Below are 18,238 nucleotides of genomic sequence, written 5' to 3' on the forward strand. Positions count from 1 at the left end.
GCATAAGAGGCATGAAAAAATACAGTTTTGCCTTTTTATTTTTGCTTTTTGCCTCTTCGCAGGCAAACGCTTTGTCGGACTTAGAAATCTCGGGTGAGGTGGATATTTCCGCCACTGTTTGGAATCTTCCGACGGGAGAGCGTGGCAATAGTGCTTTTAACATTCCCAGTTTGTTTTTAAACTTCGAGGCTCCCTTGAAGGATGATAATTTGTTGGTATTAACACTCGAAGGCTCAGAGCAAGAAATAAACTCTGACGAGCGTTTTGAAGTGCGTGTGCGTGAAGCCTACTTGGATTTGGTGAGCGTCTTTAGCGGCATGCACGCACTTCGCGCCGGTTTAATTCCACAAACATGGCAAGAAGCTCAATATGAGCAATACGGTTATCGTTTTTTAGGAACTGATGCCTGGGCTATCACAGAAAAGTGGAGATACCTGAACTATTCGGATTTGGGTGTTTCGTTTATGTCCCAGTTGCCGGCAGATTGGGGAGAGTGGGCTTTGTCATTGGCTAACGGCGAAGGCGCCAACGAAAAGGAAGAAGGTTCGCAGAAAGAAGCCGCGTTGTTTGCGCGTTTCACACTGTGGTCTCCTTTAAGTCTGTCTTTCAATTACGTGCGCGGAAGTTATGACAAGTATTCAGGAAGTGCTGCCGTGAAAGAGCGTATTCAGGCTTTACTTGAGTACGACAAGGAAGACAGCTTTATCGCAGGTCTTGAACTTCTGATGACGAAAGACCCTGCGGACGCGATCAGTGATTTGAAAATCGCCGAGTCCGTGGACGTGACCGACTTCCTGGGGCAATCCGTGGAAGGTCGGGCGGCAAGTGTTTATACTGTGATTAGCACGGGTCCCAAAGCGGAAGTGCTGCTTCGTTATGACTATTTGGATGCGATGGCCAATGAGGATGGCAAGGATTTACAAACGATTCTAGCCTCTTTGGGTTATCAAGTGAGCGAAGATATCAAGGCGGCTTTTGCGGTCGATTATACTCGTTATGCTGAAAACTACGCACCGGGAGTGAGAGATCGCTCTAAAGTCGAGTTGGCAGCGCAAGTTCTGTTTTAAAGAGAGTTCCCTAATCCCACGCCTTAGCGTTACAGAGGCGTCGAGGATTATGAAATGACTTCTTAACTGTGTTAGGATTCTGTTAGAATCCCTAGAGATGCCGTGTTAAGCGGTGCTTTTCTTTCGTAAATAATTATAACCAAAGCCAAGTGCTGGAATGGAATGCCATGGAAAGAGCAATTGATACTCTCATTGAAGACCTAAAAAAGATGATTCTTCTTATGGGTGGTCACGTTGAAAAATCCCTAGCGCAAGCAACGGCGGCCTTGTTGTCGAAAGACCTTTCATTGTTCGAAGGCGTTCACGCGATTGAGAAACTGATCAACGAAGATCATATCAAAGTCGATAATGCGTGCATGCAGCTTTTGGCAAAACAAGGGCCGGTTGCGAAGGATCTGCGTTTGATCCTTTCGGTTATTAAAATTAATAACGACCTTGAACGCATGGGCGACCAGGCCGTGAATATTTCTCACACTGGTAAAGACTATCTAGGTCGTAAACCGATTCCGGCGCAGTTGGGTGACATTCAAAAGATGTCTGAGATTGCAGGAAGAATGGTGAAGGGCTCCTTGGACTGTTTTGTTCGTGGAGATGTGGAGCAGGCTAAAAAGATTCTGATGATGGACGATGAAGTCGACCATTTGAAGAATAAAGTTTTTAAAGACTGCATGGCCCACATGAAATCGCACTCGGAAGATGTCGAGGCGGGTTTGGATTTGATTTTAATCGCAAGGAATCTGGAACGTTTAGGTGATCATGCGACAAATATCGCTGAAGACGTGATTTTTGCGTTTACTGGTAAAGACGTGCGACACGGGGGCAAGTTTGGCTGACAATTCGATTCAAGTGCTAGTGGTAGAAGATGAGCAAGAAATCCGCGAGCTCATGGCCTTGCATCTTTTAAGACAAGGCTATCGCGTGACGGAGTGTTCATCGGCTGAAGAAGCACTGAACGAAATGAACCGCCAAAGTTTTCATGTCTATGTTCTTGATTGGATGCTGCCAGGTCTGAGCGGTGTTGAAATCGTCGATAAAATCAAAGCTAAAAATCCTCAGGCCTCGGTTTTGATGGTGACGGCTAAAGCCGAGCCTAATGACATCGTGTCCGGTCTTGAAAAAGGGGCCGACGACTATCTGACGAAGCCTTTTAACCCGTCTGTTTTCTTGGCTCGTATCAAAGCTCTTCTGCGCCGTACTCAAGTCACGGCTTCACCGCCTGCGGATCAGAACGACGTTCTGCTGTCAGGATTGCGTATAAATTTTAAAACTTACGAGATCTCCTATAACGGGGAGCCTCTTCATCTTACTCCCTCGGAATTCAAGCTTTTGGGGACTTTGGTGCAAAACCAAGGTGTTGTTTTGACCCGCGAGCAACTGATTGAAAATATCCAGGGCGAAGGCATCAATGTCGTTGGACGCACCATTGATACCCACGTCTTTGGATTACGCAAGAAGTTAGGAGAGTGGGGAGACCGCATTGAGACTATCCGAGGCGTGGGATATAGGGTTAAAGTAGATATCGCATGAAGCGATTTGTAAGATTCCCTTGGCGCGTATATTGGAAATTCTTTTTTACTCAATTGGTGGCTTTCAATATTGTGTTTGTCGCCATCATCTCTATCATTGATGTTCGCTATCGCGTTCGTCCGTTTGTTTACAACGAAGCTCTGCTGAATTTCTTTCTTTTCAGTCTTATCGTCGCGGCTCTGACTTCGTATCGTTTCGCAAGACCTATTCATCGTATGATTCTCAAGGCTTTGCGCATTTCCAGTAAGCGCACTTATGGAAGTTTAGTCGATCCTCAAGAAGACGACCTTCTGGATGATGAAGTCGATGATATTTCTGAATTGGACGTGGCTTTAAATCATATTCATCGCAAGATGAAAAAACGCAAAGCTCAATACCTGCAGGCGCAAGAGGAATCTCAAGCTTTTATGAGTGCGGTGGCCGAGGGCTTAGTCAGCGTCAGCTTGGATGAGAAAATTCTTTATTTTAATTCTCAGTTTGCAGCACAATTTATTTCTCCAAATTCAGTCAATTCCACTGTTCTGCGTTTGAAAGACGCCATTCGTTCTTCGGATGTTTTAGAAGGTTTTAGTAAGACGATCCAAGAGGGGAAAGTGCAGCGTTTCACGGTGAAGCTTCCGACCTTGGTGGATAATCAACCTCGCTATTTTGCGGTCTCGGTCAATCCAATCCGCAATGAAAAAACGAAGAATATTTATGGCGTGGTGGGTATCTTCCATGACATCACTGAGCTTAAAAAAGTTGAGCAGATTCGCATCGACTTCGTCGGAAATGCGTCCCATGAATTGCGCACTCCGCTGACATCTATCAAGGGCTATGTCGATACTTTGAAAGAAGACGTGAAGACAGGGCAGATCCAGCAAGCCGGAAAATTCTTAGATATTGTTTCTAGGAATATTGATCGCTTGATGGATTTGGTGAACGACCTTTTAAGTTTAAGCACTTTAGAATCGCACGCAGAACTGAAATTAGAAATGATTCATCCGCTTCAAGTTTCGGAGCACATTCTTGCTGAAATGGCTGTGCTGGCGGCTGAAAAGAATATCGCCATTCGCGTGATAGGCGACGTTCCACCGTTCATGGCGGATGCTCACAAGGTCGAACAAGTTTTGCGAAACTTGGTTTCGAATGCCATAAAATTCATTCCTTCTGGTAAAACGGTTCAAATCCGTTGGGAAGCCGGAAAAGACGCGATCATTTTAAGAGTGATCGATGATGGCCAGGGAATTCCTGAAGAGCACTTAGATCGTTTGTTTGAGCGTTTTTATCGTATAGATAAAGGGCGGACTCGCGATGCCGGCGGCACCGGATTGGGGTTGGCTATTGTGAAGCATATTATGCAAAGCCATGGCGGAACGGTCTCCGTAAAAAGCGGTCGCGACAAAGGTTGCGAGTTTATCTGTACTTTCCCTCTTAAAACCTAGTGGTTCGTAGGCCCTCGTGCCTTGCCTTCAGCGTCGACGCGCTTTATAATGCGTCGATGCAGTCATTTTTTGATCATTTCCAGAAAATCTATGGGGAACGTTGGCCCGCACTTTATGAAGCTTTGGTGAAGGGCGAACAGCAAGTCGCGCGTAAAAATAATTTAAGCCCTGTGGAAGATCTTTCGGTAAAAAAATGGAGCTCGTTCCCTGAAAAACCAGAGCTTTCCGGCTGTTATTGGATTCCTTCTGGCCAGCATGTGCAGCCCGAGCGCAATGCAGATGAACTTCTAGATATTTACATCATGGATCCAGCCAGCGTCATGGTCGCGCGAGCTTTGGATGTTCAGTCAGGCGACCGCGTTCTTGATATGTGTGCAGCTCCGGGGGGTAAAAGCCTGGTCTTGATTGAGTCCTTGAAAGACGATGGCGAGATCTTTTGCAATGACCTTTCTCCAGAGCGTCGCGAGCGTCTAAAAAAAGTAATTCAACAGTATGTTCCGCGCGATGTGCGTGATCGCGTGTGGGTGACGGGTAAAGACGGTGTGCAATTTGGTTTGAAAGAGCCAGAAAGCTTCGATCGTATTTTATTGGATGCTCCCTGTTCGGGCGAGCGTCACATCTTAGAAAACAAAACGGCGCAAGAAGAGTGGAGCCCGCGACGAACAGAGCACTTGGCATCACGTCAGTACTCTTTGTTGGCAGCCGCACTCTTGGCCGTGAAGCCCGGTGGACGTATCGTTTATTCGACGTGTTCCATTAGTCCGGCGGAAAATGATGAAGTCATCAAGAAGCTTCTTAAAAAGAAAAAAGACGCCGTCAGATTAGTGGAGGCGTCTTTAGGTGTGGGCGGAGAGCGCACTGAATTCGGCGTGGTCTACTTGCCGGATCAATGCGGTTTTGGCCCGCTTTATTTTTCAATTATAGAGAAAACTTAGTTGTCGTTTTTTTGACGAAACTTGTGGCGGCGATAGTCTTCTAAAGTCAAATAGCCGTAAGTTTTTTTGCGATAGATCTCGATCGTTTCAGCTTCTACGTCGGCAAGAACGTCTTCCATGAAATCCAAGGGGATATTTCCTTGTTTCATCAGTTGAAGGGTGTAAAGATGCACGATCTTGTTGATGAAGTCGGGCGTCTTTTCACGCATGTTCTTGGTTTCTTGAAGCTGCGTTTCGATCATTTTTAATAGCAAATCTGTGTTCATACAAAACAACTATCGGATTTCCCCTTACGAACCTGAGCATCACCCATAGAAATTTGGTCCAAAGGATGTTTCAATAGACTGATGAAAGCCCTGACTCAGCAAGAATTGCAGCAATTTGTTCACTACTTCGCACCAATTTTAGACGGTGCCCAGTTGCAGGATGTCCTGGTTAATGACCGAGGTCTGGCTTTGGGTTTTCGTAAAGACGTGCATTTCTGGATGATCCTGGACCTTGTTCCCAATGCCCCGATGCTGCTGCTTTTTGAAGAAGAGTGTCCGTTTAAGAAAGGACCGAAAGCAAAGCCTGTCGGGCTTTTCCTGAACTCTCATGCGAAGAATCTTTACCTGACTGGAATGAGTGTCCAAGAAGAATTTGGGCGCGTGGTGAAGCTGGAACTCAGGAATTCCTCTTCGGATTGTGAGTTGGAAATTCGCATGATTCCGAAGCAGTGCAATCTGATCGTGAAAGCTCAAGGAAAGCAGATTGCTTGGGAAAGGCCTTTGGATCTGACTCCTCCGCCGGTTGTGGAAAATCCGCCGGCGCCGCGCACGATTGAAGCCATTCATGAAGAGTGGTTGCAGGAACAAGGAACGCAGAAGAAATCTTCTTTAGATCCCGTGTCTCAATGGGAAAAACAAAAAGAAAAAGATCTGATCAAAAAGCGCAAAGCTCTTTCGGAGATCCAAAAGCAGATTGAAAGTGATAAAGAGGATCTTTGGTATGAGGCCGGGCTTTATCTGAAAACTCACGGGACGTTGCAAGTACCCGAGCATCTAAAAACCTGCATCAATGATAAAGAATCTTTGAGTTGGAATATTGAGCATTGCTTTTCAAAAGCCAAGCAGTTGGCTGGCAAGAAGGACGGCGCCAAAGAGCGGTTCGATGAGTTGGTGGTTGAAATTGCCAAACTTGAAAAGACTCGATACCAGGAAAAAGAAAAAAAGCCAGCACTGGTTGATCTTATGCACAAAGCGGACGCTCGAGGTCGTAAGCTTCACTTAGACAACGGCGCTTTGGCTTATTGTGGAAAATCGGCTGCGGACAACCTCGCACTGCTTCGCCAGGCCAAGGCTTGGGATTATTGGCTGCATTTGCGCGATTATCCGGGGGCGCACGCCATCATTCACCGTCAGCGAGATCAATTGATCTCTGAAAATGACATTCAAGAAGTCGCCGAATGGGTGGCTAAAGAGTCTTTATCGTCCAAGTCCCTGATGGTGGGGCAAAAAGTCGCTGTCGTGATCGTTGAATGCCGCTTCGTTCGCCCTATCAAGGGAGATAAATTAGGTCGCGTGACTTATCATTCCGAGAGAACTCTGAGTTTTACCTTGCGTCATGCTTAAGGGGTCTTGACTGACACCAGCCTCAGTCTAAAATTTTCTGTTAGAGTCCCGTCAGGAAAGTTTTCTCTGCGTTGCCGCGTCGTCGCTGTACGGTGTACAGCTTCCTCCTTGCGCCTTGATAAAACTTTCCTGACGGAACTCTAAGTTTTATTTTTGCAGCAGAGGAGATTCACCATGATTGAAGTCAGAGATCTCACGAAAGATTACGGACCAAGACGTGCCATCAATAAACTCAACTTTTCCATTTCAAAAGGGGATGTTGTTGGTTTCTTAGGACCTAACGGTGCGGGGAAATCCACGACGATGAAAATCATCACTGGATTCATGGCTCCGAGTCACGGGACGGCGTCTGTCGCCGGGTTCGATGTTTTCGAAAATCCTTTAGAGGTAAAGAAACGCATTGGCTACTTGCCTGAAACACCTCCGGTGTACGGCGATATGTATGTACGTGATTATTTGCGCTACGTCGCCGCTTTAAAACAAGTTCCTAAAGACAAAATCGAAAAAGCCGTTGATATGGCGATCGAAAAAACCAATTTGAAAGACGTGCAAAAGCGTTTGATCCAGCATCTTTCAAAAGGTTTCAAACAGCGTGTGGGTATCGCGCAAGCCATTGTTTCAGATCCCGAGGTTCTTATCCTGGATGAACCGACGGTGGGACTTGATCCGAAGCAAGTGGCAGAGATTCGCGATTTGATTAAAGCGCTTAAAGGCCAGCACACGATCATTCTTTCCACCCACATTCTTCCGGAAGTGGAAGCAACGTGTGAAAAGGTGATTATCATCAACAAAGGGCAGATCGTTGCCGAAGACAGCATTCATAATTTAGCGACGATGGATAAGGGCCAAAGCCGTTTGCACATCCGTTTGCGTAAAGACGTGGAAGATATGAAAGCCGTGATTGGTGATATCCAGCAAGTGGTGGCTTTCAACTCGGGAACGTCCCAAAGAGAATGGAATATTGATGTGAAAGGGGGCGAAGACGTGGTCGAAGCGATTTCGTCTCGCTTGGTCACAAAAGGTTATGGCTTGCTAGAACTCAGCCCTTCCAAAGTGGACTTGGAAGATGTGTTCTTGAAATTGACTTACGGTAAAGAGCAAGGAAGTGAAGTATGAATGGAACTTTGACAATCCTTAAAAAAGAACTCAAAGGCTTTTACGCCAATCCTACTTTCTGGGTGATCTGTTTTCTTGTCAGTGTGATTTTTAGCTGGGTGTATCCTATTCAGTTAAACTTATTCGCGCAGCTTTTAACAAACTACGTGATGCAACAAGGGGTTCCGACGAACCAATTGAATATCCATTACGGTGTTTTCTTAAGACAGCTTTCTTATTTGAATCTGCTTTTGATTTTCGTGGTACCTGCGCTGACGATGAAGCTTTTCGCCGAAGAAAAGAAGCTTCGCACTTTTGATTTGCTTTTGACGTCGCCGGTGACTTCTTTGCAAATCGTTTTAGGAAAATACTTTGCCGCCTTAGGGGCTGTTCTAGGTATTGTATTCCTGGCAGTTCTTTATCCGTTGGCGACATCGACGTTGGCGACCATCAATTGGATGCCTTTAGTGATCGCTTTCTTTGGAATTTTCTTAGTCGGTGGTGTGTATGCGGCGATGGATTTATTTTCATCATCCTTAACCGAGAATAGCATCGTCGCTTACGTGACTTCCGTTATTTTCAACGTGTCGATCTGGTTTATCGGGATTGGCGCAGAGGTGGTGGACGGTGAAACGGCTCGTAAAGTTTTTGAGCATGTTTCTTTAAGCAGCCATCTTTCCAGTTTAGTTGAAGGCACAGTTCGCACCAATGGTTTGGTGTTTTTCTTAAGCATCATCGTTTTGTTCTGCTTCCTTGCAGAGCGCGTCGTTGAATCCTCACGTTGGAGATAAACATGAGCAAACTTGGTAAAATCTCATTTCTTTTCGCTGGTATTTCCTTAGTGTCCATGTCGATCACTCGTTACCTGATTGGTGATTGGGTGCCGTTTTGTTGGCTGGCGTTGGGCTTGGCGGTCTTCTTCCTGGGCTTGGGCATAGCGAAGGATCGCGCTTTCTTTAAAGAGTTCTTCGTGATGAAGACGACCAAAGAAGGCATGAGCATGGGGGTCTTGATTGTTCTTATGGTTGCAGTGCTTGCGCTTGTGAACTACTTGGGCGTTAAACACTACAAAACATGGGACTTTTCATCTGCACAATCTAACACTTTGTCAGAACAATCGGTGAAGCTGATCAAATCCTTAGATTCTGATTTGAAAGTTCTTTTCTTCTACAAAAAAGGTGTGGAAGGAAACGAAGAAAACCGTCGTATGTTCCGCGAATTGATTAAAAAGTACCAAGATCAAAGTTCCAAAGTTCAGTTGGACTTTGTCGAGGTCAACGAACGCCCGGACTTAGCACAAGAGTACGGCGTGGATAAAGGAAGCGGCGTAGTCTTTTTAGATTACAAAGGTCGTCGCAACCGTGTTGAGCGTATTGATGAACAGGAATTTACAAGTGCTCTGGTAAAGGTGACTCGCGAAAAAACAAAGACGATTTACTTCACGGTCGGTCACGGTGAAAAAGATCTAAATGATAGCAAAGAAGGCTTGGGACTTGGCTCTTTAAAGCTGATGCTTGAGAACAATCGTTACGTCGTGAAAGAGCTTCCATTGATTCAGAATCCAAAGATTCCTGAAGACGCCGACGTGATCGTGATCGCAGGTCCTATCCAGGGCTTTCAAGCTTTTGAGATCACGGCCTTGGAAGAATACTTAAAAAAAGGTGGAAGCCTTTTCTTGGCTTTAGAATCTCAAAATTCCGCCGGCCTTGAAGGCCTTGTTGGAAAATTGGGCGTGCAGCTTGAAAACAATTACGTGATGACGATCGTCGATACTGTCATGGGTCGTGGTATCAACCAAGGTCCTACGGTCGGTGGCGTGTTCTCGCAAACAAATCAAATCACGAAAAGTTTTGCTCGTAGTGAAGTGACATTGTTCCGCTATCCTCAGTCTTTGAAAAAAGGCAAAGTGCCGGACACCATGATTGTGGACGAGATCGTAAAAACGCCGGCCAACAGCATGGCTTTCCAAAGCATGAAAATTTCCGGCGACGGTCCTGAGGGCAGCTTCACTCTGGTTGATGAAGTCGTTGGACGTTTTCCTGGGACACCAGAGGATGCAAAGCAGTTTTCCGCGATCATTGCGGGCGACGTCGACTTTATGTCGAATCAGATGCTTTACCAAAACTTGAATCGTGATTTGGTTTTGAACTCGATCGCGGCATTGGCTAAAGAAGAAAACTTGATCAGCATCACCCCTAAAGATCCGGCAGCGACGCAAATGCTGCTAACAGAAACAAAGTTCGGTGTGTTCTTATTCGCCTTTATTATTCCATTGCCATTGCTACTGCTAGGGACCAGCGTAGGTCTTTATCTTAGAAGGAGAAATGCCTAATGAAACTCAAAGGTCGTACGATTCTTGTTCTGTGTCTTTTGATTTTGGGTGGTTACGCTTACTGGGATTATCTTCGCGATAAAAAAAACGAAGATAAGAATATGGAGCAGGCACGCCTGATGACCGTGAACTTTGAACACGTGGACTCTTTTGAGATTCTCAAGGGTGAACAAAAGATCGTTCTTAAGCGCAGTGTGGATGGCTGGGAATTGATCGAACCTTTAAAAGATCTTGCAGATAATGCGGTTGCGGATGACTTTGTTAAAAATGTCTTTCCCGAAAGAGTGATTGAGGTCGCACGCGAGGGCGGCGATATTGACTGGGCCATGTACGGTCTGGATAAACCCTTGGCACAGATCACATTTAAAACTACCGATGGCAAAGAAAATGTTTTCCAGATTTCCAATAAAAGAAATTTTGAAGAAAACGTCTTTGCTCGTCGCGGAAATGAAAACCGGGTGCTGATCGTGAATTCTGTTTGGCAGAATCGCGCCAATAAAACGGCATCGGATTTCAGAGACCGCCGCTTCCTTCGTCACAAAATTGCGAGCGTCGATGTTCTAAAACTTAAAAATTCCAAAGGCACAATGGAACTTAAAAGAGTCGATGGTGTTTGGCAGCTTGTGGGTGCAAAGAAAGACTATAAGCTTGATCAAAACAAAGTTCGGGAAGTGCTAACAGCCATCTCAGAAGCAAAAGCGGCAGAGATTCTTGGCGGAAAAGAGAAAATCCCCGCAGGAAAGTCTTTGTTCACAATGGATTTACAAATTGCGGATAAAGCCTGGAAGGCTGAAGTAACTCAAGCTCCTGATCTGTTGATTTACGCAAAGGTAAGTGATCCTGCATTCCAGATGAAGATGGAGGCGGGTGCTTTAGATAGATTTATTAAAATGTCACCGGATGACTTAAAAGAAACTCCACCTTCAAAGCCGGAAACCAAAGAAGGTGAAGATCAGCAACAAGCCATGGCTGGCCAGAAAGAAAAGAAGTAATGCAAAAGATTGTCGTTAAATCTCCGACACGCGTGGATCTAGCAGGGGGCACACTGGATTTGTGGCCTTTGTATTTATTTATTAATGGAGCTTCCACGGTCAATGTCGCCATTGATATTTATACAACGGCAGAACTGACTCCTCATGATGATTCAACGATTGTTCTTGAATCGGTCGATTTGAAGTTGAAAAAAGCTTACACGAATTTAGTCGATGCTCTTTCTGACACGGATCCGCGTATGGTGTTGCTGCAGACGCAGCTTCGATATTGGATGCCGACAAAGGGTTTCACTTTAAAAACTTCGTCCGACAGTCCTGTGGGTGGTGGTTTGGGCGGAAGCTCGAGCTTAACGATCAGTCTTATGAAAGCTTTTTCGTTGTTTTGCGGAAGACCTTTTAAAGACATTCATCAAATGGTGCATGCCGCTCATAACATTGAAGCTGAAATCTTAAATACTCCGACGGGCACTCAAGACTACTATCCGGCCGCCTCTGGGGGCTTGAATATTCTTCGTTACAGTTATGACGGTGTCGAGCAAGACGTTATGAAAGTCAGCCATTCTCCTCTGGCCGAAAAGTTCATGCTTGTTTATACGGGGAAGGCTCATCACTCTGGTCTTAACAACTTTGAAGTGATGAAGGATTCAGTGGCAAAAGACGCGCCCACTCTGCAAGCTTTGCATGACCTCAAGGTTGTGGCTATTGAGACAGAGCACGCGGTGCGAGCTGGCAACTGGAATGAACTTGGCACGCTTTTTAAACGCGAATTTGACGCCCGTGTGCGCCTGGCGCCTGAGTTTTCAAGTCCTGAGATCTATAAGCTTGCGGAAGTCTCTTTGCGAAATGGGGCTGAGGCTGTTAAAATTTGTGGAGCAGGGGGCGGTGGCTGTGTTCTGGTCTGGTGTCCTCCTGACAAACGCAAAGGGGTCGCTCAAGCATGCCAAGAAGCCGGCTTTCAGGTGATGGACGCAAAACCCGTCGATCCTCTGTAAAGAAAAAAACGACGAAGAAGTCTGCTGCTAAAAAAACGGCGGCTTCTTCGACTGCATCTCACGCGGGTGAGGTGCATCGCTTTATTGGGGTTTCTTTAAGTGGTGGTAAATCCGATAAAGCCTGCGTCTCTGTTCTTGAATACTATCCTAAGCACAAGAAAGTTTTTCTTTCTCGTCTGGTTGAAAAAATAAAAAGCGACGAAGTGCATTCGGCGGACTTTAAGATCCTCGAAATTATCCAGCAGTACCACCAAGAAATCGAAAGTGTCGCTTTCGATGTGCCTTTCAATCCACCATTCTGTTTGCGCTGTGTCCCTCACTGTCCTGGAATCGAAGGCTGCCCCGAAGAGCATGTGAAGTGGATGTGGGATTACACTCGCAAACTGCATAAAAAGAAAAAACCGCGAAAGCTGTTCACGCCTTACACCCAACGCTGCGTGGAACTGTATCTGTCGACGGAACTGGAAGAGCCCTTCAATCTTCAGCATGCCATGGGCGCAAATACGGCTCCGCTTTTAGCGCGGGCGATGTTTATCAAGCGCCGATTGGTCATGCCTTGCTTTGAAGTCTTTCCCAAGCTTTCAGTTTGGAGAGTGGGACGTTCGCTCAATGTGATGAAGAGTCACTTGCGTTTTCATAAGCACTCGATTGGCGGGGATGAGAGTCGTCGGGAAATTTTGAATGCTTTAAGCTCTCACAACGTGGCCTTCGTCTATGATCAAGACGTCAAACTGATGATTGAAAATAATCACGCCTTTGAGTCTTTCATCTGCGCGCTCACGGCCTTCTTGCAATTCAAAGGCTTGACCGAACCTCGACCTGAGGGATTCCCTCGCCGCGAAGACTGGATTGAATTTCCAAGGCCTTCGATCAAGTGGGATTCTTTTTGAAACATAATTCTTTAAGTTTTTTAGGGATCATTTACTGAACTAGCCCCGTTTTTGTTTGCCTCCGCATCAAAGTCATTTCACAATTTTGGATGTCTAACCAAATCACACACGGAGGTTTTCAGTGAAATTGGTAAATGTAGTTCTTGTAGCATTGTTGGTATCTGGTGTTGCTCACGCTCAAAAAAAGGGCGGTCTTTTGTCACAAGTTTCTGGCCAAGGTTATGGTTCAGCAGGTTGTGGTTTCGGTTCTATCGTAATGGGTTCTGATGGCAACCAAGTTCTTGCGGCTACTACAAACGGAACTTCTGGTTCTCAAACTTTCGGTATCTCTACTGGTACATTGAACTGCCAACAAGATGGTATCTTCAAATCAGGTCGCGAAGTTCCTGCTTTCATCGAAGTGAACAAATTGGCTTTGGCTAACGACGCAGCTCGTGGACAAGGTGAAACTTTGGCAGGTCTTGCTAACTTGATGGGTTGCAACTCTTCAGCGTTTGCTCCTGTAATGAAGAAGAACTACAACAAAATCTTCGTTGAAACAAACATGCAACCAGCAGCTATCGAAGCAAACATCAACGCAGTTGTTGCTCAAAACAACGTTTGCGGCGCTTAGTTTTTAGCTTCCTTTAGTGAAGAAATAAAAACGCAGTGGCTTTGGTCACTGCGTTTTTTATTTTTCCGTCACAGATTTTTACGTAGAGCTTAAAAAGAACTCTCTGAAGGATAGTTCTTGTCAAAATTGTACAGAGCCAGAAAGATGGTTCTATGCTTTTGTCAGTACTTCCGTTTCTTTTTTTAAATTCTTGGTCCGCATCGTCAGTCCCAGATTCATCCTCCGCGGCGAAGGTGCTGCAAATCGCTCAAACAAAAAAGCTGGCTGAGGATCGCCAGTGGCAAAAGCTGCTTCATTTTGAACGCGATACATTCTTTGTGACCGAAAGTCAGATTGATAGTCCGAATTTTTTCTTGTCGGTAAAGGGAAAGAAAGATCCCCACGCCGAGCTCGAAGCGACAATTCAGGCTTTTTTTCAGGAACCGCCCGCAGATGTGAATGAGCATGCGCAATGTAAATTTCCGGCTCGTTATCAGTGGCTGAAAGATCATCTGAAAAATGAAAATATTCTTTGGAAAGATTTGAAGTGCGATCGCTATTTGGCTTTTGCCAAGGGTATGCAAGGTGAGTCGGTTTCATTGGTCTTTTCAAGTTACTACTTAAACAATCCTTCATCTGCGTTCGGCCATACGTTTTTACGCGTAAATAAAGCCGCAGAACAAGATGGTCAACGCCATGAGCTTTTGGATTACGGCCTGAACTACGCTGCCGAAGCCGACACGAATAATGCTTTTCTTTATGGTTTCAAAGGTCTTTTCGGTCTTTTCCCAGGGCAGTTTCGTGCGATTCCTTATTACTATAAGGTGCGCGAGTATAATAATGCCGAGTCTCGCGATCTTTGGGAATACGAACTGGATATCAAGCCGCGCGCAGTTTCTATGCTGGTTGCGCACGTGTGGGAATTAGGGCCGGCGCAGATTGATTACTGGTATCTGACTGAAAACTGTTCGTATCACATGCTTTCTATTTTAGAAGCCGCCGATCCCAACGTTGATATCTTAGCGCACTTAGATCATTACGTGATTCCCGCAGATACGATTCGTGTTCTTTGGATAAAAACCTCTTTGATTAAGAGTTATAAGTACCGTCCGTCCATTCGGCAGGTTTACTTCGAGCGTGGGAAAATTCTGAATAAAGAAGAACAAAAGGAATTTGCGGAACTTGTTCATCAGATTCGCGCGCAAGACGAAATCGTCTATGGAAAGTCTTTTCAAGACAGAACTCCAGAGTCGCAAGCCAAGATCTTGGATGCATTTATCGACTTCATTGACTTTCAATATTCGAAAGAAGTGCAAGAGGCAGGACGGGAAGCGCAGCTTAAGATGCGCGTTTTAGGAAAACGCAGTGAGATCGCCGTTGAGCCACAAATTATTAAAATCGATCCGGCGCCAGAGGATCGCCCCCACTTAGCGCATCCGTCGGGCCGTTGGGGTGTTGGGTATTTGCACGACACTTCAGATAAGGATCTGGCACTTCTGACTCATCGGTTTGCTTTGCATGATCGTTTAGATCCCGCGTGGGGATATCCGACTTACTCACAAATCACGTTTTTTGATTTGGGTTTTTCTTACGGGTCTTCTTACAGCAATCCGGATGAAAAGCGTTTTGAGCTTGAAAATTTCGCCGCCTTTGAACTTGTTTCTGCCAGTCCGTGGTCCAAATTAATTCCGGATCATTCGTGGAGATTTAAGTTAGGCATCGAAAGAACTCGCAATGAAAATTTTCTGCCCACGCATGAAGGTGTTATGAAGTTGGGCGGTGGATGGACATTTGACTATGGCACTTTTGACATCACGGCTCAGGTTCAAGGCGAGGTGCACTATGGACCTTCTTTGGCAGATAACAATTTCTGGGTGGGCGCCGGACCTCTTCTTGAAGTTCACTATAAAGTAAATGCCTGGTGGTTGTGGCAAGCGGGCCTTTACTATCGTCGTGACTCAGCGTGGAATCAGCAGGATTACTTTAGAAGCCAAATAGAAACGCAATACAGTTTCACAAAGTCCTTCGGGGTGCGCGCGTCTTATCGCAACGAGAGATTCCTTGAGGAAACGAGTCTTCAGCTGTTTAATTATTACTGACGATTCTCGTTGTTCCACTGTTTCAGGGAGCTTTTTGTATGTCGCAGTCCACGGCCTTTCCTTACTTGCACGGTTTTTCAAAAGATGAACAAGAGCGTTTGCGCAAGCAGGCTCGTTTCGGTGAATACACGGTTTATCAAAATATCAATCTAGCTTCCGTGCAAAATCTTTTGGAAGTTGGCTGTGGTGTCGGCGCGCAAAGTGAAATCATTCTGCGCCGTTTTCCTGATTTGAAATTAACGGGTATTGATCGCAGCACCAAACAGTTGGAGGCCGCCCAATATCATCTTTCGCAAATGCCTTTTGCAAATGGTCGATTCCAGTTGCAAGAGATGGATGCGACTTCCATGAAGTTTTCTGCGAACGCCTTTGACGGGGCTTTCTTATGTTGGATCTTAGAGCATGTTCCGGACCCCATTCGTGTTTTATCAGAAGTTCGTCGCGTGCTTCGTCCCGGCTCGGTGATTTATATCACCGAGGTGATGAATGCTTCGTTCTTTCTAGATCCTTACTCTCCCAATGTTTCCAAATACTGGATGGCATTTAACGAATATCAACTGACCCAAAAAGGCGATCCTTTCGTCGGAGCAAAGTTAGGAAACTTCCTGATGCAGCTAGGGTATAAGGATATTCAAACGGAAGTAAAAACTTGGTACTTAGACAATCGTTCTCCGCAAGCGCGTAAAGACTGTATTGAATACTGGACGGAATTACTTTTAAGCGCCAGCGATCAGTTGGTCGAAGCCGACTATGTGTCGGACGAAATCGTTCAGGGAATGAAAGATGAAATGGCGAAGGTGGCGAGTGACCCGAACGCCGTGTTTTATTATTCTTTCGTTCAGGCCAAGGCTTATACCTAAAGATTGTCTTTTTTAAGCCAACCTTTCTTGAAGATCCAGTAGGTAATCACGGTCACCACTAAAAGCATCACGCTCAAAATGACATAGTATCCATTTTGAGTGTGCAACTCGGGCATATTGTCGAAGTTCATTCCGTAAATACCGGCTATAAAATTCAAAGGTAAAAAGAAGATCGAGAACACGGTAAGGACGCGCATAACTTCATTGGTGCGATAAGAGGCTTCATTGGTTTTCTGCGACATCAATGACAGATGAAGGTTTAAAAGACCTGTGATCTCTTCATGAATGCCATCCGCATAGAAAATCAGTTTGTCTAAGGGCTCGCGCACGTGATTCAGATCGCGCAAAGGGATTGTCACTTCAGTACTGATTTTGTTCAGTATATCCGCCGTGAATTTAAAAACTTTGCGGTAGGAAGAGACCTTGCGTTTGATCGTGTAACCCTCCCGCAGGATATTTCTTCTTTTTAAAGCAAAGACCCGCTCTTCAATGATATCCGTTTTAGAATCCAGTTGATCTAAAGGAGCATCAAAGCTTTTTATCGTCTGTAGAACCAGATTCTTGACCAAAGAATTCAGCGTGTGCTTTTCAAAGGCCGCTTTGTCTTTTTTCTCTGAAGTGCAGGGAAGAGCCGAGCGATGAACGGAAAGAACGAAGTCTTTTCCGATAAAAAGCACGAGCTTTGTTGTCAGTTCTTGCATGGTCGCGGCTTTTGGCTTTGCCTGCAAATCCTGATGACGCAAAATAATCATTAAGCATTTTTCATAGAACTCCGCCGTGGGCAGATGTTCGGGATCTAAGCAGCTAGAAAGCACCTGAAGCGGAATAGGAAACTCTTCTGCAAGTTGAACGAAATTTTCTTGCGAAGGAGCTTCGCAATCGACCCACTTAAAATCTTGCCATTGATGCTCAAACCGTTTCATGATCCCAGTATGACAAAGTTTTCTGAGCTTCGCCGTACCTTTTTGAAATGCATTGCGTTGCTGTCGTTGACGGGCTGCCAGTCGTATTTCTATTTTCCCATGAAGGAAAAACTTTTTGATCCGGCGAAAATTAAAATGCAGCCGGAAGATGTGTTTTTGAAAACACAAAGTGGAAACACGATTCATGGCTGGTATTTTCCCGCGACAACGGTGACAGAAAGCAAAGGAACTTTGCTTTTCTTCCATGGCAATGCCGAAAACTTAACGTCTCACTTTTTGATGTTTCATTGGCTTCCGGCAAAGGGATACAACTACTTTATTTTTGATTATCCAGGTTATGGTCTTTCTACAGGAAAACCTTCGCCAGAAAGCACCGTTGAAGCGGGGATGGCGGCGGCAGAGTGGTTGCATCTAAAAAAAGATTCTCGACCTTTGATCATCTACGGTCATAGCTTAGGTGGGATTGTTGCCTTAAGAACTGTGGAGGAGATTAAAAATGAAGTTCCTATTCGCAACGTCATTATTGAAGCCAGTTTTTCCTCCTACCAACAAATGGCTCGCAATGTTTTAAGTCGTCGCTGGTTTACGTGGCCGCTTCAGCCGATCAGTTATGTTGTGATCAGCGACAACTATGCACCGAAGTCTTTGGCAGACATTTCTCCGTTACCGCTTCTTTTCATTCATGGCGCTGACGACTATGCGGTGGAGCTTAAGAACTCCGAGAAAATGTTTGCGGCCGCGCGCAGTCCTAAGGAATTTTGGGTGATTCCAGGGGGGCATCACGGTGATCTCTATGAACTTCGCAATGGCGAGCTTCGGGATCAATTATTGGCCTACCTATCTAAAACTTTGACAGTGTCTAAGTAGTCAAAGCTCCATTATTGCATTTTAGAAAGCATG

Annotated in this window: 18 protein-coding genes; 16 read left to right on the top strand and 2 right to left on the bottom strand. The window is 45.4% G+C overall.

The features are described 5' to 3' along the window. Positions 1-11: 11 nt before the first annotated feature. The 5 genes from AZI85_RS07190 to AZI85_RS07210 all read left to right on the top strand — a co-directional run bounded on the left by AZI85_RS07190 (position 12) and on the right by AZI85_RS07210 (position 4,953). Entirely contained in the window at positions 12-1,067 is a 1,056-nt protein-coding gene (locus AZI85_RS07190; protein WP_063243449.1) for a hypothetical protein, read from the top strand. A 167-nt stretch (positions 1,068-1,234) separates the two neighbouring features. Then, on the top strand, positions 1,235-1,900 hold the full coding sequence (gene phoU / locus AZI85_RS07195) for a phosphate signaling complex protein PhoU (protein WP_063243450.1): 666 nt from the start codon (positions 1,235-1,237) through the stop codon (positions 1,898-1,900). Then, positions 1,893-2,594: a response regulator transcription factor gene (locus AZI85_RS07200; protein ID WP_253720894.1), complete on the top strand. Its 702-nt coding sequence runs from the start codon at positions 1,893-1,895 to the stop codon at positions 2,592-2,594. The genes phoU and AZI85_RS07200 overlap by 8 nt, the downstream gene beginning before the upstream one ends. Beyond that, a complete protein-coding gene (locus tag AZI85_RS07205) occupies positions 2,591-4,018 on the top strand; it encodes a sensor histidine kinase (protein ID WP_063243451.1) in 1,428 nt (475 codons plus the stop codon). The genes AZI85_RS07200 and AZI85_RS07205 overlap by 4 nt, the downstream gene beginning before the upstream one ends. Positions 4,019-4,074: 56 nt before the next feature. Further along, positions 4,075-4,953: an RsmB/NOP family class I SAM-dependent RNA methyltransferase gene (locus AZI85_RS07210; RefSeq protein ID WP_063243452.1), complete on the top strand. Its 879-nt coding sequence runs from the start codon at positions 4,075-4,077 to the stop codon at positions 4,951-4,953. Here the strand turns inward: AZI85_RS07210 and AZI85_RS07215 are convergent. Then, complete coding sequence (locus tag AZI85_RS07215; protein ID WP_253696888.1) at positions 4,950-5,219, bottom strand: DUF936 domain-containing protein; 270 nt, start codon at positions 5,217-5,219, stop codon at positions 4,950-4,952. The two genes, AZI85_RS07210 and AZI85_RS07215, sit on opposite strands and share 4 nt — an antisense overlap. A gap of 81 nt (positions 5,220-5,300) precedes the next feature. On the opposite strand from AZI85_RS07215, the gene AZI85_RS07220 reads away from it, so the two are divergent. From AZI85_RS07220 to AZI85_RS07265, 10 genes are all read left to right on the top strand, one after another. Further along, a complete protein-coding gene (locus AZI85_RS07220) occupies positions 5,301-6,563 on the top strand; it encodes a DUF814 domain-containing protein (protein WP_063243453.1) in 1,263 nt (420 codons plus the stop codon). A gap of 174 nt (positions 6,564-6,737) precedes the next feature. Continuing rightward, entirely contained in the window at positions 6,738-7,679 is a 942-nt protein-coding gene (locus AZI85_RS07225; protein WP_063243454.1) for an ABC transporter ATP-binding protein, read from the top strand. Next, positions 7,676-8,449 (top strand): ABC transporter permease, encoded by a 774-nt coding sequence (locus AZI85_RS07230; RefSeq protein ID WP_063208815.1) that lies wholly within the window; start codon positions 7,676-7,678, stop codon positions 8,447-8,449. The genes AZI85_RS07225 and AZI85_RS07230 overlap by 4 nt, the downstream gene beginning before the upstream one ends. A 2-nt stretch (positions 8,450-8,451) precedes the next feature. Beyond that, positions 8,452-9,990, top strand: coding sequence for a GldG family protein (locus tag AZI85_RS07235; protein WP_063243455.1), 1,539 nt, complete (start codon positions 8,452-8,454; stop codon positions 9,988-9,990). Then, entirely contained in the window at positions 9,990-10,982 is a 993-nt protein-coding gene (locus AZI85_RS07240; protein ID WP_063243456.1) for a DUF4340 domain-containing protein, read from the top strand. The genes AZI85_RS07235 and AZI85_RS07240 overlap by 1 nt, the downstream gene beginning before the upstream one ends. After that, complete coding sequence (locus AZI85_RS07245; protein ID WP_063243457.1) at positions 10,982-11,974, top strand: GHMP family kinase ATP-binding protein; 993 nt, start codon at positions 10,982-10,984, stop codon at positions 11,972-11,974. Before AZI85_RS07240 ends, AZI85_RS07245 begins: the two co-directional genes overlap by 1 nt. After that, entirely contained in the window at positions 11,920-12,864 is a 945-nt protein-coding gene (locus AZI85_RS07250) for a DUF429 domain-containing protein (RefSeq protein ID WP_063243593.1), read from the top strand. Before AZI85_RS07245 ends, AZI85_RS07250 begins: the two co-directional genes overlap by 55 nt. 121 nt (positions 12,865-12,985) lie before the next feature. Beyond that, complete coding sequence (locus tag AZI85_RS07255) at positions 12,986-13,477, top strand: DUF3015 family protein (protein WP_155723958.1); 492 nt, start codon at positions 12,986-12,988, stop codon at positions 13,475-13,477. A gap of 152 nt (positions 13,478-13,629) precedes the next feature. Then, a complete protein-coding gene (locus AZI85_RS07260; protein WP_063243458.1) occupies positions 13,630-15,555 on the top strand; it encodes an Lnb N-terminal periplasmic domain-containing protein in 1,926 nt (641 codons plus the stop codon). 38 nt (positions 15,556-15,593) lie between these two features. Next, complete coding sequence (locus AZI85_RS07265) at positions 15,594-16,415, top strand: class I SAM-dependent methyltransferase (RefSeq protein WP_063243459.1); 822 nt, start codon at positions 15,594-15,596, stop codon at positions 16,413-16,415. On the opposite strand, the gene AZI85_RS07270 is transcribed toward AZI85_RS07265, so the two are convergent. Continuing rightward, positions 16,412-17,338 (bottom strand): CorA family divalent cation transporter, encoded by a 927-nt coding sequence (locus AZI85_RS07270; RefSeq protein WP_063243460.1) that lies wholly within the window; start codon positions 17,336-17,338, stop codon positions 16,412-16,414. The genes AZI85_RS07265 and AZI85_RS07270 overlap by 4 nt on opposite strands. A 9-nt stretch (positions 17,339-17,347) precedes the next feature. Here AZI85_RS07270 and AZI85_RS07275 point away from each other — a divergent pair, with 9 nt between their 5' ends. Further along, a complete protein-coding gene (locus tag AZI85_RS07275) occupies positions 17,348-18,205 on the top strand; it encodes an alpha/beta hydrolase (RefSeq protein ID WP_063243461.1) in 858 nt (285 codons plus the stop codon). Positions 18,206-18,238: the final 33 nt, after the last annotated feature.

It is taken from the genome of Bdellovibrio bacteriovorus, from assembly GCF_001592755.1.
GTDB lineage: Bacteria > Bdellovibrionota > Bdellovibrionia > Bdellovibrionales > Bdellovibrionaceae > Bdellovibrio > Bdellovibrio bacteriovorus_E.

Coding starts and splice junctions, on each gene's coding strand:
- AZI85_RS07190 (WP_063243449.1), top strand. CDS start 12: ATGAAAAAATACAGTTTTGCCTTTTTATTTTTGCTTTTTGCCTCTTCG.
- phoU (WP_063243450.1), top strand. CDS start 1,235: ATGGAAAGAGCAATTGATACTCTCATTGAAGACCTAAAAAAGATGATT.
- AZI85_RS07205 (WP_063243451.1), top strand. CDS start 2,591: ATGAAGCGATTTGTAAGATTCCCTTGGCGCGTATATTGGAAATTCTTT.
- AZI85_RS07210 (WP_063243452.1), top strand. CDS start 4,075: ATGCAGTCATTTTTTGATCATTTCCAGAAAATCTATGGGGAACGTTGG.
- AZI85_RS07215 (WP_253696888.1), bottom strand. CDS start 5,219: ATGAACACAGATTTGCTATTAAAAATGATCGAAACGCAGCTTCAAGAA.
- AZI85_RS07220 (WP_063243453.1), top strand. CDS start 5,301: ATGAAAGCCCTGACTCAGCAAGAATTGCAGCAATTTGTTCACTACTTC.
- AZI85_RS07225 (WP_063243454.1), top strand. CDS start 6,738: ATGATTGAAGTCAGAGATCTCACGAAAGATTACGGACCAAGACGTGCC.
- AZI85_RS07230 (WP_063208815.1), top strand. CDS start 7,676: ATGAATGGAACTTTGACAATCCTTAAAAAAGAACTCAAAGGCTTTTAC.
- AZI85_RS07235 (WP_063243455.1), top strand. CDS start 8,452: ATGAGCAAACTTGGTAAAATCTCATTTCTTTTCGCTGGTATTTCCTTA.
- AZI85_RS07240 (WP_063243456.1), top strand. CDS start 9,990: ATGAAACTCAAAGGTCGTACGATTCTTGTTCTGTGTCTTTTGATTTTG.
- AZI85_RS07245 (WP_063243457.1), top strand. CDS start 10,982: ATGCAAAAGATTGTCGTTAAATCTCCGACACGCGTGGATCTAGCAGGG.
- AZI85_RS07250 (WP_063243593.1), top strand. CDS start 11,920: ATGCCAAGAAGCCGGCTTTCAGGTGATGGACGCAAAACCCGTCGATCC.
- AZI85_RS07260 (WP_063243458.1), top strand. CDS start 13,630: ATGCTTTTGTCAGTACTTCCGTTTCTTTTTTTAAATTCTTGGTCCGCA.
- AZI85_RS07265 (WP_063243459.1), top strand. CDS start 15,594: ATGTCGCAGTCCACGGCCTTTCCTTACTTGCACGGTTTTTCAAAAGAT.
- AZI85_RS07270 (WP_063243460.1), bottom strand. CDS start 17,338: ATGAAACGGTTTGAGCATCAATGGCAAGATTTTAAGTGGGTCGATTGC.
- AZI85_RS07275 (WP_063243461.1), top strand. CDS start 17,348: ATGACAAAGTTTTCTGAGCTTCGCCGTACCTTTTTGAAATGCATTGCG.